Origin of the sequence: Actinoallomurus iriomotensis (genome assembly GCF_030269445.1) — a bacterium.
In the GTDB taxonomy this organism is placed as follows: Bacteria; Actinomycetota; Actinomycetes; order Streptosporangiales; family Streptosporangiaceae; genus Actinoallomurus; species Actinoallomurus iriomotensis.
The window spans coordinates 665583-679638 of the sequence record NZ_BSTJ01000001.1 but is presented as its reverse complement, the minus strand read 5'-3'; the positions used below and the strand labels follow the sequence as shown (position 1 = coordinate 679638).

General features: G+C 71.6%; 15 protein-coding genes. 8 read left to right on the top strand and 7 right to left on the bottom strand.

The window, feature by feature from the left end; genetic code table 11:
• Positions 1-101 precede the first annotated feature (101 nt).
• Entirely contained in the window at positions 102-1931 is a 1830-nt protein-coding gene (lepA, locus tag QSK37_RS03240; protein ID WP_285617408.1) for a translation elongation factor 4, read from the top strand.
• A 58-nt stretch (positions 1932-1989) separates the two neighbouring features.
• On the top strand, positions 1990-2850 hold the full coding sequence (locus QSK37_RS03235; RefSeq protein WP_285617406.1) for an LLM class F420-dependent oxidoreductase: 861 nt from the start codon (positions 1990-1992) through the stop codon (positions 2848-2850).
• A gap of 18 nt (positions 2851-2868) precedes the next feature.
• On the opposite strand, the gene QSK37_RS03230 is transcribed toward QSK37_RS03235, so the two are convergent.
• Positions 2869-3624, bottom strand: coding sequence for an SDR family oxidoreductase (locus QSK37_RS03230; protein WP_285617405.1), 756 nt, complete (start codon positions 3622-3624; stop codon positions 2869-2871).
• A gap of 159 nt (positions 3625-3783) precedes the next feature.
• On the opposite strand from QSK37_RS03230, the gene QSK37_RS03225 reads away from it, so the two are divergent.
• Both QSK37_RS03225 and hemW read left to right on the top strand, forming a co-directional pair.
• Positions 3784-4260: an ATP-binding protein gene (locus QSK37_RS03225; RefSeq protein WP_285617403.1), complete on the top strand. Its 477-nt coding sequence runs from the start codon at positions 3784-3786 to the stop codon at positions 4258-4260.
• 47 nt (positions 4261-4307) lie between these two features.
• Positions 4308-5516 carry a radical SAM family heme chaperone HemW gene (hemW, locus tag QSK37_RS03220; RefSeq protein ID WP_285617401.1) on the top strand — a complete coding sequence of 403 codons (1209 nt, stop codon included), beginning with the start codon at positions 4308-4310 and terminating at the stop codon, positions 5514-5516.
• On the opposite strand, the gene QSK37_RS03215 is transcribed toward hemW, so the two are convergent.
• From QSK37_RS03215 to QSK37_RS03205, 3 genes are read right to left on the bottom strand one after another with little or no spacing between them, the layout of a single operon-like run.
• On the bottom strand, positions 5509-6039 hold the full coding sequence (locus QSK37_RS03215) for a DUF4870 domain-containing protein (RefSeq protein ID WP_285617399.1): 531 nt from the start codon (positions 6037-6039) through the stop codon (positions 5509-5511). The genes hemW and QSK37_RS03215 overlap by 8 nt on opposite strands.
• Positions 6040-6048: 9 nt before the next feature.
• Positions 6049-6618, bottom strand: coding sequence for a magnetosome magnetite crystal formation protein family (locus QSK37_RS03210; RefSeq protein WP_285617397.1), 570 nt, complete (start codon positions 6616-6618; stop codon positions 6049-6051).
• Positions 6619-6677: 59 nt separating this feature from the next.
• Complete coding sequence (locus QSK37_RS03205; protein WP_285617395.1) at positions 6678-7502, bottom strand: DUF3097 domain-containing protein; 825 nt, start codon at positions 7500-7502, stop codon at positions 6678-6680.
• A gap of 257 nt (positions 7503-7759) precedes the next feature.
• Between QSK37_RS03205 and hrcA the strand changes: the two genes are divergently transcribed.
• Positions 7760-8773, top strand: coding sequence for a heat-inducible transcriptional repressor HrcA (gene hrcA / locus QSK37_RS03200; RefSeq protein WP_285580665.1), 1014 nt, complete (start codon positions 7760-7762; stop codon positions 8771-8773).
• Positions 8774-9904 carry a molecular chaperone DnaJ gene (gene dnaJ, locus QSK37_RS03195; RefSeq protein WP_285617393.1) on the top strand — a complete coding sequence of 377 codons (1131 nt, stop codon included), beginning with the start codon at positions 8774-8776 and terminating at the stop codon, positions 9902-9904.
• An 88-nt stretch (positions 9905-9992) separates the two neighbouring features.
• On the opposite strand, the gene QSK37_RS03190 is transcribed toward dnaJ, so the two are convergent.
• Positions 9993-11012 (bottom strand): DUF6924 domain-containing protein, encoded by a 1020-nt coding sequence (locus tag QSK37_RS03190; RefSeq protein ID WP_285617391.1) that lies wholly within the window; start codon positions 11010-11012, stop codon positions 9993-9995.
• Positions 11013-11237: 225 nt separating this feature from the next.
• Here QSK37_RS03190 and QSK37_RS03185 point away from each other — a divergent pair, with 225 nt between their 5' ends.
• Positions 11238-11969, top strand: coding sequence for a 16S rRNA (uracil(1498)-N(3))-methyltransferase (locus QSK37_RS03185; protein ID WP_285617389.1), 732 nt, complete (start codon positions 11238-11240; stop codon positions 11967-11969).
• 61 nt (positions 11970-12030) lie between these two features.
• Here the strand turns inward: QSK37_RS03185 and QSK37_RS03180 are convergent, their stop codons facing one another.
• Both QSK37_RS03180 and QSK37_RS03175 read right to left on the bottom strand, forming a co-directional pair.
• Positions 12031-12693 carry a hypothetical protein gene (locus QSK37_RS03180; protein ID WP_285617387.1) on the bottom strand — a complete coding sequence of 221 codons (663 nt, stop codon included), beginning with the start codon at positions 12691-12693 and terminating at the stop codon, positions 12031-12033.
• The gene (locus QSK37_RS03175; protein ID WP_432705544.1) at positions 12693-13277 is read right to left on the bottom strand and encodes a SigE family RNA polymerase sigma factor; all 585 of its coding nucleotides are present in this window, start codon (positions 13275-13277) and stop codon (positions 12693-12695) included. The genes QSK37_RS03180 and QSK37_RS03175 overlap by 1 nt, the downstream gene beginning before the upstream one ends.
• Before the next feature lie 344 nt (positions 13278-13621).
• On the opposite strand from QSK37_RS03175, the gene QSK37_RS03170 reads away from it, so the two are divergent.
• Positions 13622-13972, top strand: a complete 351-nt coding sequence (locus tag QSK37_RS03170) for a histidine triad nucleotide-binding protein (protein WP_285580659.1) — start codon at positions 13622-13624, stop codon at positions 13970-13972.
• Positions 13973-14056 lie beyond the last annotated feature (84 nt).

The following is a 14056-nucleotide window of genomic DNA, read 5'->3' as shown; positions in this document are numbered from 1 at the left end:
CGCGGGTGCCGGGGCCGGGTCTCGGGTGGGCGCGGAACCGAGCATCGCGTGCGGCATGGGACCATGGAGAACGCTAGATCCATCACTTCACGAGGACGCCGGTGCCGCCCGTACCGAACCAAACCCACACCGATCCCGCGGTGATTCGCAACTTCTGCATCATCGCGCACATCGACCATGGCAAGTCGACGCTCGCCGACCGCATGCTGCAGCTCACCGGTGTGGTCGAGGAGCGCCAGATGCGCGCGCAGTACCTCGACCGCATGGACATCGAGCGTGAGCGCGGCATCACCATCAAGAGCCAGGCCGTGCGCCTGCCGTGGAAGGACTACGTCCTCAACCTCATCGACACGCCAGGGCACGTCGACTTCTCCTACGAGGTCTCCCGGTCGCTGGAGGCCTGCGAGGGCGCGGTGCTGCTCGTGGACGCCGCCCAGGGCATCGAGGCGCAGACGCTCGCCAACCTCTACCTCGCGCTCGAGGCGGACCTGCACATCATCCCGGTCCTCAACAAGATCGATCTGCCGGCCGCGCAGCCGGACAAGTACGCCGCGGAGATCGCCGGGATCATCGGCTGCGACCCGTCGGAGGTTCTACGGGTCTCCGGCAAGACCGGTGAGGGCGTCGCGGAGCTGCTCGACAACATCGTCGCGACCGTGCCGGCGCCCACGGGCGACCCCGACGGGCCGGCGCGGGCGCTGATCTTCGACTCGGTGTACGACACCTACCGCGGCGTCGTCACGTACGTGCGGGTGGTCGACGGGCGCCTGTCCCGGCGCGAGAAGAGCCTGATGATGTCCACCGGCGCTGCGCACGACACGCTCGAGGTGGGCGTGATCTCGCCCGAGCCCAAGCCGGTCGACGGGCTCGGGGTCGGTGAGGTCGGGTACCTCATCACCGGCGTGAAGGACGTGCGTCAGGCGCGCGTCGGCGACACGGTGACCAGCGCCAGCCGCAGGGCCGAAGAGTCCCTCGGCGGCTACCGCCACCCCCGGCCGATGGTCTTCTCCGGCCTGTACCCGGTGGACGGCGACGACTACCCCGAGTTGCGCGACGCCCTCGACAAGCTGCGGCTCAACGACGCCGCGCTCGTGTACGAGCCGGAGACGTCACTGGCGCTCGGCTTCGGATTCCGCTGCGGGTTCCTGGGCCTGCTGCACATGGAGATCGTCCGTGAGCGGCTGGAACGGGAGTTCGACCTGTCGCTGATCTCCACCGCGCCCAACGTCGTGTACCGCGTCGTGATGGAGAACGGCGAGGAACACCGCGTCACCAACCCCAGCGAGTTCCCCGAGGGCAAGATCGCTTCGGTGTACGAGCCGGTCGTCAAGGCCACGCTCCTGTCGCCGAGCGAGCACATCGGCGCGATCATGGAGCTGTGCCAGGGCCGCCGCGGCGTGCTCCTCGGCATGGACTACCTGTCCGAGGACCGCGTGGAGATCCGCTACACCCTGCCCCTCGCGGAGATCATCTTCGACTTCTTCGACCAGCTGAAGTCCAAGACCCGCGGCTACGCCTCGCTCGACTACGAGCCCAGCGGCGAGCAGGAGTCCGACCTGGTCAAGGTCGACATCCTGCTGCAGGGCGAGTCCGTCGACGCGTTCAGCCAGATCGTGCACAAGGACAAGTCCCGCGAGTACGGCCTGATGATGACGGCCAAGCTCAAGGAGCTCATCCCGCGCCAGCAGTTCGAGGTGCCCATCCAGGCCGCGATCGGCGCGCGGATCATCGCCCGCGAGAACATCCGCGCCATCCGCAAGGACGTCCTCGCCAAGTGCTACGGCGGTGACATCTCCCGTAAGCGCAAGCTGCTGGAGAAGCAGAAGGAGGGCAAGAAGCGGATGAAGACGATCGGCCGTGTCGACGTCCCGCAGGAGGCCTTCGTCGCCGCCCTCTCCACCACCGCCGCGCCGGAGAAGGGCAAGAAATAGCGCGTCGCCCGGCCGGGTTGTCGTCTGTCACACGTCGACACGAAGGTGGGATCCGAACATGGAACTGGGCCGCATCGGCATCTGGGACGTCGGGCTGCGCGACGAGGACCCGCGCGCCGCGGGCGAGATCCGCGAGGCCGCCGCGGAGCTGGAGGAGCTCGGGTACGGCGCGATCTGGCTCGGCGCCAGTCCCGGTGTACGCCACGCGCGCCCGGTCCTGGCGGCGACCTCTCGCATCGTCGTCGCCACCGGCATCCTGAGCATCTGGGACTACGAGGCCGCGGAGGTGGCCGAAGAACAGGCCTCCGTCGACGCGGAGTACCCCGGCCGCTTCCTGCTCGGCCTCGGCGCCAGCCACGGCGCCCTGGCCAAGGACTACTCCAAGCCGTACTCCACGATGGTGGACTTCATCGACCGTCTCGACGCCGCCGGGTCGCCGAAGTCCGGTCGGGTGCTCGCCGCGCTCGGACCCCGCATGCTCGCGCTGTCGCGTGACCGCGCCGCGGGCGCCCATCCGTACCTCATCACGCCCGAGCACACCGCCACGGCCCGCGAGGTCCTCGGGCCGGACCCGCTGCTGGCCCCGGAGATGAAGGTCGTCCTCGACACCGACCCCGAACGCGCCCGCGTCACCGCGCGCGGCCGCCTCGCGGGCTACCTCGGCCTGCCGAACTACACCACCAACCTGCGGCGTTTCGGCTTCACCGACGACGACTTCCGCGACGGTGGCAGCGACCGGCTGGTCGACGCGACGTTCGCCTGGGGCGACGTGACGGCGATCCGCGAGCGGATCGAGGCGCACCGCGAGGCCGGCGCCGACCACGTCGTCCTCCAGGTCGTGACCGGCGAGGACGGATCCCTGCCGCGGGCGCAGTGGCGAGAGCTCGCCGAGGGGCTGGAGCTGCGACAGCACGGCTGAGCCGCGCGTCAGACCGGATCAGAGGACCTGTTCGGTCGGCCGCACGAGTATCTCGTTGACCGCGGCGTGGCGAGGCCGGGTCACCATGAACACCACGGCGGCCGCGATGTCGTCCGGTTGGAGCAGGCCGTAACCGGTGGGCCTGGTCGCGTCGGGCGCGTGCGCGCGGCCGCCGGTGGTCAGCTCGGTGACGACGACGCCCGGTTCGACGAGCCCGGCGCGTACGTGGTGCTCGGCGAGTTCCTGCCGCAGGGCCTCGGAGAAGGCGCCGACGGCGTGTTTGGTGGCCGCGTAGACGTTGCTCATCGGGCCGGGCACTCTGCGTCCCGCGGCCGAGCTGATGGTGACGATGTCGGCGACGCCCCTGCGGTGGCCGGCGGCGGCCCGGGTCAGGTACGGCAGGGCCGCGTGGGTGGTGTTGAGGACCCCGTTGAGGTTGACCTCGACGGTGCCGTGCCAGTCGGCCAGGTCGGCGGTGAGGGCGGGCCCCCACGTGCCGCCGCCGGCGTTGTTGACCAGGATGTCGATGCCGCCGCAGTCGCGGGCCGCGGCGTCGATCGCGGTGCGGACGGCGTCGGCGTCGGTGACGTCGGCCTGGTAGACGTGGGCCCGGCCGCCCGCACGCGCGTTGACGGTCTCGGCGAGAGCGGCGAGCCGGTCGCGGCGCCGGGCGAGCAACGCGACGGTCGCCCCTTCGGCGGCGAGCGCTTGCGCGACCGCGGCGCCGATGCCGCTCGACGCGCCGGTGACGACTGCTGAGGTGTCGCTGAGCACGGTATTCAGCCGATCTGTCGGTTCTTCGGTCGGGTGGGCTCGCCGGTCGTGGTACGGCGAGCCGGACAACATCCTGGAACGAGGTTCGGTGTTTTTGCGTCACACGGGGGTAGACACGCCGTGCTCGCGGTTCGACGGGGAGGAACATTGGACGCTGCCATGGCAGGGCGGGGAGTTCGCCGTGACGACTCACCGCGCGATGCGGACGGCGGCGCCGCGGGGGACACGGCGCCGCGCAGCACCATCACCCTGCCGGGCGTCGAGCGTTCGGTGGCGAACGGCCGCCGGTTCGTACGCGAGACGCTCGGGTCGTGGCATCCCGCTCTGGAGAAGGTCGCCCTGGGGGTGAGCGAGCTCGCCACCAACGCGATCGTGCACACGCCGAGCGGTGACGGGGGACAGATCACCATCGGCCTGTCCGCGTACGGGGAGGTCGTCCGCGCGGAGGTCACCAACGACGGCGCGACGGCGAGCAGGCCACGGCTCCGCCGCGACGCTCAGTCGGAGAGCGGCCGGGGCATCCTGATCGTCGACGCGCTCGCGGAGGCCTGGGGCGTGATCGAGCGCTCCGGGCGTACGACGGTGTGGGCGGAGTTCCGCGGCGCGTCCTGGCGGCTTCCGGTGCCCGGCGTCTGACCGGGGCCACGGCGCGGGCACCCCCGCGGGGGCGGCACACTTGAGACGTGCCATCGACGCTGCCCGACGGGGACCCGGTACCAAGAGACGGAGCGCTGCCCGCGAGCGCCCTGGCCGGCCTGGGCACGCGTCCGTTCGGCTTCTACGTGCACGTGCCGTTCTGCGTCACGCGCTGCGGCTACTGCGACTTCAACACCTACACCGCGACCGAGCTGCGCGGCGCCTCACGCGAGTCCTACGCCGACACGGCGATCGCCGAGATCCGCATGGCGCGGCGTGTGCTGGGCGACGCCGACCTGCCGGTGGAGACGGTGTTCGTCGGCGGCGGCACGCCCACGCTGCTGCCGGCGGGCGACCTCGGCCGGGTGCTGGAGGCGATCGGCAAGGAGTTCGGGCTGGCCGCCGGCGCGGAGGTCACCACCGAGTCCAACCCCGAGACGGCCGATCTCGCGTACCTGTCCGAGCTGCGCGAGGCGGGCTTCACCCGCGTGTCTTTCGGGATGCAGAGCGTGCGGGAGCACGTTCTGACCGTGCTCGACCGCACGCACACTCCGGGCCGGCCGCAGCAGTGCGTGGCCTGGGCCCGGGAGGCCGGGTTCGAGCACGTCAACCTGGATCTGATCTACGGCACGCCGGGTGAGGGCGACGCCGACTGGCAGGCCAGCCTCGACGCCGCCGTCGCCGCCGGGCCCGACCACGTCTCCGCGTACGCCCTGATCGTCGAGGAGGGCACCCGCCTGGCCACGCGTGTACGCCGCGGGGAGCTGGCACCGCCCGACGACGACGCGATGGCCGACCGCTACCTCGCCGCCGAGGCCACTCTCGGCGGGCACGGCCTCGGCTGGTACGAGATCTCGAACTGGGCGGCGAGCGAGGAGGCCCGCTGCCGCCACAACCTGCTCTACTGGACCGGCGGCGACTGGTGGGGCGTGGGCCCGGGCGCGCACAGCCACGTCGGCGGCACCCGCTGGTGGAACGTCAAGCACCCGGCCGCGTACGCCGCCCGGCTCGCGGAGGAGACCACTCCCGCGCACGCCCGCGAGGTGCTGGAGGACGCCGACCGCCGCTTCGAGCGGATCATGCTGGAGCTGCGGCTGGCGGACGGCTGCCCGCTCGACCTGTTCGACGACCCGGCCGCGGTGCGCCGCGCGGTCGGCGACGGCCTGCTGGTGCCCGAGGCGCACGAGGCGGGCCGTGCCGTCCTCACCCTGCGCGGGCGGCTCCTGGCCGACGCCGTCGTCCGCGACCTCACCTGATCATCCGCCAGCAGAGCCCCGCCGGGATCCGGTACATCTCACGCCGGCCGGCCTTGACGGCGCCGATGATCAGATACACGAGATGCGCGATGGCGAAGGCGAAGATCGCCGCGATCGCGACGATCGCCAGCGCCGGCAGCCGTGCCATCGCGCCGACGATGGCGACGGCGAACGCGCCGAAGAAGACGGCCAGGTAGCTCAGCGCCAGGTTGAGGGCCTGCGCGCCGTGGAAGCGGACGAACGGCGACTCATCCTTGCGGGCCAGGTACACGATGAGCGGGGCGAGGAAGCCGATGACGAACTGGCCCAGGTACCCCAGGAGCGCCCACGTCGTGTCGTCCGATCCGGTGATCCCCGGCCCGTACGGGGGCGGGGGACCGTATGGCGGCGGAGGCGGCGGCGGGCCGCCGTACCCGCCGTAGCTCTGCGGCGGGCCGTAGTACCCGCCCGGGCCGGGAGGCGGCGGGGGATCGGACGGGGGGTGCCAGCCGCCGTGCGGCGGGCCGCTCTCAGAATCGGCCATGGAGACTCCTCACCGGAAGATCCGCCAGGCGACGAGCGCGGGCAGGCGGTACCACTCGCAGCGGTTCGCGCCGATCGCCGCCCTGGTCGTGAAGAAGCAGTCGGCCGCCAGCGCGAGCAGCACGAGCAGCAGCCAGTCGGGGCCCTTGAAGTAGGCCAGCAGCAGCGAGAGAGACGTGCAGACGAACATCGCCACGAACAGGTTGAGCGCCTGCATGGCGTGGAAACGCGCGAAGTGCGACGTGCGTCCCTTCGCGGCGAGGACGATCGCGGGGGCGACGAAGCCGGACACGAACATCCCGACGTAGGCGGGTACCGCCCAGCGCTCGTCCTCGTCGTCCACCGGGCCGCCGGTCGGCGTCTCCGGGCGGCGACGTTTCTCCGGCGCGGCGTAGGGGTCGTGGGGCGGCGCCGGATGCCCGGGAAGGGCGTACCCCGGCCGCGGGTACTGCTGCGGCCCGTACTGCGGCTGCCCCCCGTACGGTGGCTGCCCGTACGGCTGTCCTCCGTACGGCGGCCCGCCGTGGTGCTGGCCGTAGGTCATCGCGTGCGCCCCCTCCGGCGGGACAGGTCCTGACATGTCCCCTGATGCGGTGTCGCAGTTTATGAGACGCGGGCGCGGCGCGGACGGTTGCGCGGTCAGCCGTCCGCCGGGGGATCGGTGACGAAGTCGATCAGTTCCTCGACCCGGCCGAGGAGTGCCGGCTCCAGGTCCCGGTAGGCGCGCACCCGGCCGAGGATAGTCTGCCAGACCTCGCCCGGCTCGCCCTTCCAGCCGAGCGCCGCGATCACCCCCTCCTTCCAGGGGATGCCGCGCGGGACGTCCGGCCAGGCACGGATGCCGAGCACGGCCGGCTTGACCGCCTGCCAGATGTCGATGAACGGATGCCCGGTGACCAGCACGTACGGCGACTGGACCCGCTCGGCGATCCGGGACTCCTTCGAGCCCGCGACCAGGTGGTCCACCAGCACGCCCAGGCGGCGGCCCGGCTCGGGGCCGAACTCCTCGACGATCTCCGGCAGGTGGTCGACGCCCTCGAGGAACTCCACGACCACGCCCTCGACGCGCAGGTCGTGCCCCCAGATCTTCTCCACCAGCTCGGCGTCGTGCTTGCCCTCGACGTAGATGCGGCTCTCCCGCGCCACCCGGGCCCGCAGGTCCCGTACCGCGATGGAGCCGGAGGCCGACAGCGCACGGCCCGGCGCGGCCGTGGGGCGGACGAGTGTCACCGGCCTGCCGTCGATCAGGAACCCGGCCTTGGTGAGCGGGAACACCCGCCGCTTGCCGAATCGGTCCTCCAGCGTCACCGCGTCCTTCGCGCAGGCCACGACCGCGCCGCAGAAGCCGCTGGAGGGATCTTCGGCCACCAGGCCGGGTTCGGCCGCGATCTCGGGGATCTGGCCCTTGCGCGGACGCCGCCAGTCGCCCGCGAGAACGTCATCGCCGTAGTCCTTGCTCCGCACGGGCCGCAACGTACCGGGACCAACCCGGCCGAGCCGGGACCAACACGCCCGCGAACCGGTACGCTTGCGCGCCGGCGTAGATCGCGGACGGCGGAATACCGGTGCGGCGAACGACGTTGCGCCACTGCGTGGCGGTCCCCGCAGCGATCCGTGCGCGCCGTCGTTCATCACCGCCGACCCACCGCGACGGTCGCCGATCGCCGTACACTTGGCACTCAAGAACGTTGAGTGCCAAGCCGACCGTGGGAGGTGAGTGCGTGCTCGACGATCGCAAGCTGGCGGTGCTCCGTGCCATCGTTGAGGACTACGTCTCCACCAACGAACCCGTGGGCTCGAAGGCGCTGGCCGATCGCCACAATCTCGGCGTGTCCCCGGCCACGATCCGTAACGACATGGCCCTGCTCGAGGAGCAGGGCTACATCGCCCAGCCGCACACCAGCGCGGGCCGGGTGCCCACCGACAAGGGATACCGGCTCTTCGTCGACCGGCTGTCGACGATCAAGCCGCTGTCCGCGGCGGAGCGGCGCGCCATCGAGACGTTCCTCGCGAACGCCTACGACCTCGACGACGTCGTGACCCGCACCGTGCGGCTGCTGGCGCAGCTGACCCGGCAGGTCGCCGTCGTCCAGTACCCCTCGCTCACGCGCTCGGCGGTACGCCACGTCGAGCTGGTGCCGATCGGCCCGGAGCGGCTGCTGCTGGTCATCATCACCAACACCGGCCGGGTCGAGCAGCGCACCATCGAGATACCCGAGAGCGTCACGGAGGAGTCCATCGCGCATCTGCGCGCGCTCCTCAACGCCCACCTCGACGGTTGCTGGCTGAACGACGTGCCCGGCGTCGTCGCCGAGGTGCCCGACCGGCTGCCGCCCGACGATCGGCCGCTCGCCGCGACCGTCCTGTCGGTGCTGCTCGAGACGCTGGTCGAGAAACACGAAGAAAAGATCGTCATCGCCGGCGCGGCGAACCTCGCCCGCGCCGACTTGTCCCAGAGCCTCCGCGAGGTGCTGGAGGCCTTGGAAGAACAGGTCGTCCTGATGCGGCTGCTCGGCGAGATGGGGGATCCCGCCGGCCTCACCGTACGGATCGGCACCGAGAACCCCCACGAGAGCCTGTTCACGACCTCGGTGGTCGCCAGCGGATACGGCGCCGGCGACCAGGCCGTGGCGCGGCTCGGCGTGCTCGGTCCGACGCGGATGGACTACCCCGGCACGATGGGAGCGGTACGCGCAGTGGCACGGTACGTCGGTCAGATTCTGGCGGGGTCATAAGTGGCGAACGACTACTACGCGACCCTCGGAGTACGCCGCGACGCGGGTGCGGACGAGATCAAGAAGGCCTATCGCAGGCTCGCGCGCGAGCTGCACCCGGACGTCAATCCCGATCCCGAGACCCAGGATCGGTTCAAGGAGATCACCCAGGCGTACGAGGTGCTCTCCGACCCCAAAAAGCGTGAGATGTACGACATGGGCGCTGACCCCTTCGCACCCGGCGGCGGCGCCGCGGGCGGCGGATTCGGGGCGGGCTTCCCGTTCAGCGACATCATGGACGCCTTCTTCGGCACGCAGGCCCAGCGCGGCCCGCGCAGCCGGGCGCGCCGCGGCCGCAACGGCACGATCCGCGTCGAGCTCGACCTGTCCGAGACCGCGTTCGGCACCACGCGCGAGCTGACCGTCGACACCGCGATCGTCTGCACCAACTGCACCGGCGCCGGCACCGCTCCCGGCACCCAGCCGGAGAGCTGCGACATGTGCCACGGCCGTGGCGAGGTGCAGCAGGTCACCCGGTCCTTCCTCGGCCAGGTCATGACCTCCCGCGCCTGCCCGCAGTGCGGCGGCTACGGCAGCGTGATCCGCACCCCGTGCCCCGAGTGCTCCGGCGACGGCCGGGTCCGCACCCGCCGCACGATCAAGGTCCGCATCCCGGCCGGCGTGGAGAACGGCACGCACATCCAGCTCGCCGGCGAAGGCGAGGTCGGCCCGGGCGGCGGCCCGGCCGGCGACCTGTTCCTGGAGATCGTCGAGCGGCCGCACGCGATCTACGAGCGGCAGGGCGACGACCTGCACTGCACCGTCCAGGTGCCGATGACCGCCGCCGCGCTCGGCACGTCGCTGACCGTGGAGACCCTCGACGGACCGGAGGAGATCGACATCCGGCCCGGCACCCAGTCCGGCCAGCAGATCCCGATGTACGGGCGGGGCGTCAAGCACCTCAACGAGAACGGCCGCGGCGACCTGATGATCCACGTGAACATCGAGACGCCCACCAAGCTCGACGAGGAGCAGGAGGAGCTCCTGCGCCGCCTGGCCGTGCTGCGCGGCGAGGAGCGGCCCCCCGGCAAGTTCTCACCGGGCCAGCAGGGCTTCTTCTCCCGCCTGCGCGACGCCTTCAACGGCCGCTGAGACCTACGACCCCGGCCCCGGCTCCCTCGCGAGGGAGCCGGGGCCTGGGGACGTTCGGCGAGTCAGCCCATCGCCGCTCGCGGACTGATCACCAAGTCCGCCCTTCGACGGCCTTCAGGGTCTCGTCGTCCATGTAGTCCTCGATGTCCTGGTTGCCGATCGACAGGTTGGCCACCATGCTCCCGACCTGGTCGGGATCCAGCCGGAAGGCGCACCCGATGCGGCCCTCCAGGGGCACGGCCAGGACCCGGTGGCCGGGGTCGCGCATGGTGTCCCCGTCCGCGATCAACAAGACCTCACCCCATTCGCGCAGCACCGCCATCACCTGCTCCGGAGCGGCGCCCTCGAACACCGGGTCGTCCACCACGTCGATGTAGTCCCCGAAATCGTCGATGGGGCCCCCGCCACCCGGTCGGTACACCGTCTCGAGGAGCGTTTCCCAGGCGGCGTCGTCGCTGAAGTCGGTGCGAACGATCAGGTCTGTATCTCCCTGGGTGAGCAGGGGCAGCGCCTGGGCCGGACGCGTGTAGCGCGGGACGGGGTCCAGCCTCTCCAGGTAGGCGCCCACGGGGTCGGGCAGGCCCGCCTCCCACTCATCAAGGTCCTCGCCCTCCTCGGGCTCCCACTCGGCGGCGATGGGCGACCACTCCTCGAAGTACTCGAAGGTGATGTCCAAGTCGAGGTGCAGTACCAGGTAGGCCAGGGCGGCCTGGAGGGGCGTGATCCGGAAGAGGACCACGTCTCCGTCACCGTCACCGCGGAACGCCCGCAAAGGGCGCAGGTGCGGAGTGGCCGCGGTCCGTTCGGTGGCCATCAGGACCAGGTCGGGGACCCACGCCCCGTCCCCGCCCAGGGCCTCGCGCACCTCCTCGGGAGCGGCGCCCCGCCAGGCGGGATCGTCCACCACCACCAGACGCCGGGGAATGATCTCCTCCTCCGTGGGAGCGAGACCACCGTCGCCCGGGCGCGGGGTGACCAGGCCGGGCAGTTCGCCCATGCGGTGGAGCACGTCGCGCCAGGCGTCGTCGTCATGGTCGGTGCGGATCAGCAGCATGCCGGGCACTCGGGTGCCCTCATCGGCCGGGGGCAGGGGCAGGGCGGGACGCATCAGCGGGTACCTCGCGGTTGGTGGCGGACAGGCCATCCGTTTCTATCGGTCCCGGCTGACAAAGTCGCTCCGCCCTGCTGCCCGCCGAGGTCCCGCCCTCAGAGCCGTTGCCTCGTTGCGGCCCGCCCGGCGCGCGCCGGGCAGGCCGCAACGAGACCGTTCCGGTCCTCGACACGATCAAGGCCGCGGGTGCTCCCGATCCCGCTCACGCCTACGATCGGGGCCATGAGCCCACCCCTCTTCCTCAGCGATCCCTCCCGTCTCGAGTCCGACCGGATCGTCCTCGAGGGGCCCGAGGGACGTCACGCCGCGGCCGTACGCCGGCTGCGGCCGGGGGAGCGGGTCGACCTCGGCGACGGAGAGGGCCGGCTCGTCGAGTGCGTCGTCACCTCGGCCGAACGCGACCGCCTTCACCTGGAGGCCCGCACACGCCGTCACGTGCCCCGCCCGGACCCCCGGATCGTGGTGATCCAGGCCCTGCCGAAGGGCGACCGGGGCGAGCTGGCGGTCGAGACGATGACCGAGGTCGGCGTGGACGTGATCGTCCCCTGGGCGGCGGCGCGCTGCGTGACCCAGTGGCGTCCCGAGCGCCGGGCCAAGGCCCTCGCGCGCTGGCGCGGCACCGCGCGGGAGGCCGCCAAGCAGGCCCGCCGCGCCTGGCTGCCGGAGGTCACCGACCTGGCCACCACCGCCGACGCGGTGTCGCGGATCGCGGACGCGCCGCTTGCGGTGGTGCTGCACGAGGAGGCCGAACGCCCGCTGAGCGGCCTGCCGGTGCCGGACTCCGGGGACCTCGTCGTGGTCGTCGGCCCGGAGGGCGGCCTGACCGACGAGGAGGTCGCGGCGTTCGCGGCGGCCGGCGGCGTGCCGACCCTGCTCGGCCCGACGGTGCTGCGCACGTCCACGGCGGGCGTGGCCGCCGCCTCGGTGCTGCTGAGCCGTACGGGCCGCTGGTAGCCGCTGGACGCCCGCGGTCCCGGGGCGGCATCGCGGATGCCGTCCCGGGACCGCCGGTGCGTCAGGGCGACTGGTTCGGGGCCGTCGTGGGCGCCGAGTCCGACGTCGGCTGGTCGCTCGACGGGGCGCTCGGCGGGGACGACTCCGCCGGCGGGGTCGTGCCGCCCGTGCTCGGCGGCGTCGTGTCGCCGCCGCCGGGGGGCGCCTGGCACGTGACGCGCGTGGACGGGCCCGTGCCGGCGGAGCCGCCGGCCGTCGGCGTGGCCGTGGGCGTGACCGTGGTCTCGCCGGGCGGGCACGTGCCGTTGACCACGTGCTTGCCGGAGTTGGACGGGTGGATCGACGACGGGCTGGGAGAGGAGCTCGGATAAGGGGTCGGGAGACCTCCGGGAGGCTCCTGCCCCTGCGAGTGGCCGCCGGTGGCCGCGGAGTTCCCCTTGTCGTTGCCGGAATCCGGGCTGAAGTGGCCGGTCTGGACGAAGTTGGCCAGACCGGGTGTGACGGATAGTGCGACGACGCACACGGCGACGGCGGCGGCGACGGCCGCCAGCGGGCGCAACCAGGGAGAGGCGAACGAGAAGACGACGAAACGCCGCTCGTGCCGCTGGTTGATCTTGGCGCGAATGCGCTCCAGCCCCTCCGCAGAGGGCGTGACCGCTTCCGCTTCCGCGTGCAGGGCACGGCGAAGACGGTCGCCGTGCTCGTCGTCGAAGGGTTGGGTCATTACTGCTGCTCCAGGACGCTGCGTAGCGCGGCCATACCGCGCGCGGTGTGGCTCTTGACGGCCCCCCGGCTGATGCCCATGGTCTGGGCGATCTCCGCCTCGGACAGATCTCCGTAGTAACGGAGCACCAGTGCTTCGCGCTGCCGATTCGGCAGCGCGCCGAGTGCTTTCACGACCGCGGAGCGCTCGAGCTCCACGATCGCCCCGTTCTCCGCGCTCGGCGCGTCGGGAAGCCCCTTGGGAGCGTACTTCTCCACGACGGCACGGTGCCGCAACACTGACCGTGACCGGTTGACCACGGACTGCCGCAGATACGACAGAGCCTTGTCGGGCTCGCGCAACCGCCGCCATGCGCCGTGCATGGCCACGAACGCGTCCTGAACCACCTCTTCCGCCGTCGCGACGTCGCGTACGAGCAGTGTCGCGAGGCGCACCAGCGAGCGGTAGTGGGCACTGTAGAGAGCGGTGACCGCCTGGTCAGCGTCCCAGGCGACCGCCACGGCTCCCGCCGTGCTCCTGGCTACGAGGGTTTCGGTCACATCAGTTTGACGCGCACCCTCACTGTGAGGTTTACGAAGAGGCATACCTCGTCTCGCCTTTATCCCGCCCATCAGTGCCGGCATGTGCCTTCTTGGTTGGATGACACACCGGATCCGCAAGTTCCCGCGAACGCGGCCCGAGGGCACGGATCAAGGCGATCTGGTGGGGCTGGAGGCCCGTGCGCGCCGGGGGTTCGCGACAGCAACCCTAACCAGAGGAAGGCGGTTCTTGGCCATAGCGACGCTCCGTACTCGTAACGATTCGTAGACGAGTCCGGTACGGGCTGGCGGGCGCCCGGCGAGGGTCGCCCGGGCGCGGCTCCGGCGACGCGATCCTGTCCGTGGACCGCGATAACATGCGCAGACCCGTGGGGCGTGAGGAGGGTTACGTGACAGAACAGGACTGCTTGTTCTGCAAGATCGTGTCCGGTGACGTGCCGGCGACCGTGGTCCGGGACACCGACCGCACCCTGGCATTCCGCGACATCAACCCGCAGGCGCCCACGCACGTGCTGGTGGTGCCCAAGGAGCACCACCCGACCGCGGCCGAGCTCGCCTCCTCCGACGCCGGCCTGCTCGCCGACGTCGTACGCGAGACGCACGAGGTCGCGGTGGCCGAGGGCGTCGCCGAGTCCGGCTACCGCGTGGTCTTCAACACCGGCCCTGGAGCGGGCCAGACCGTCTTCCACGTGCACGCCCACGTGCTCGGCGGACGCGGCCTCAACTGGCCGCCCGGGTGACTTCCCGCTGGTGAGCGACCCGAAAATGGTTGGCCCCGTGCCGGTACCATGAGAACGACGCAGCCGGGGACCGAACGCAATCGG

What these genes read in the sequence shown, in the direction of transcription:
- QSK37_RS03225 (WP_285617403.1), top strand. Translation starts at nt 3,784, where the DNA reads ATGGCAGGGCGGGGAGTTCGCCGTGACGACTCACCGCGCGATGCGGAC.
- QSK37_RS03185 (WP_285617389.1), top strand. Translation starts at nt 11,238, where the DNA reads ATGAGCCCACCCCTCTTCCTCAGCGATCCCTCCCGTCTCGAGTCCGAC.
- QSK37_RS03190 (WP_285617391.1), bottom strand. Translation starts at nt 11,012, where the DNA reads ATGCGTCCCGCCCTGCCCCTGCCCCCGGCCGATGAGGGCACCCGAGTG.
- QSK37_RS03215 (WP_285617399.1), bottom strand. Translation starts at nt 6,039, where the DNA reads ATGGCCGATTCTGAGAGCGGCCCGCCGCACGGCGGCTGGCACCCCCCG.
- QSK37_RS03175 (WP_432705544.1), bottom strand. Translation starts at nt 13,277, where the DNA reads ATGCCTCTTCGTAAACCTCACAGTGAGGGTGCGCGTCAAACTGATGTG.
- QSK37_RS03180 (WP_285617387.1), bottom strand. Translation starts at nt 12,693, where the DNA reads ATGACCCAACCCTTCGACGACGAGCACGGCGACCGTCTTCGCCGTGCC.
- QSK37_RS03235 (WP_285617406.1), top strand. Translation starts at nt 1,990, where the DNA reads ATGGAACTGGGCCGCATCGGCATCTGGGACGTCGGGCTGCGCGACGAG.
- QSK37_RS03210 (WP_285617397.1), bottom strand. Translation starts at nt 6,618, where the DNA reads ATGTCAGGACCTGTCCCGCCGGAGGGGGCGCACGCGATGACCTACGGC.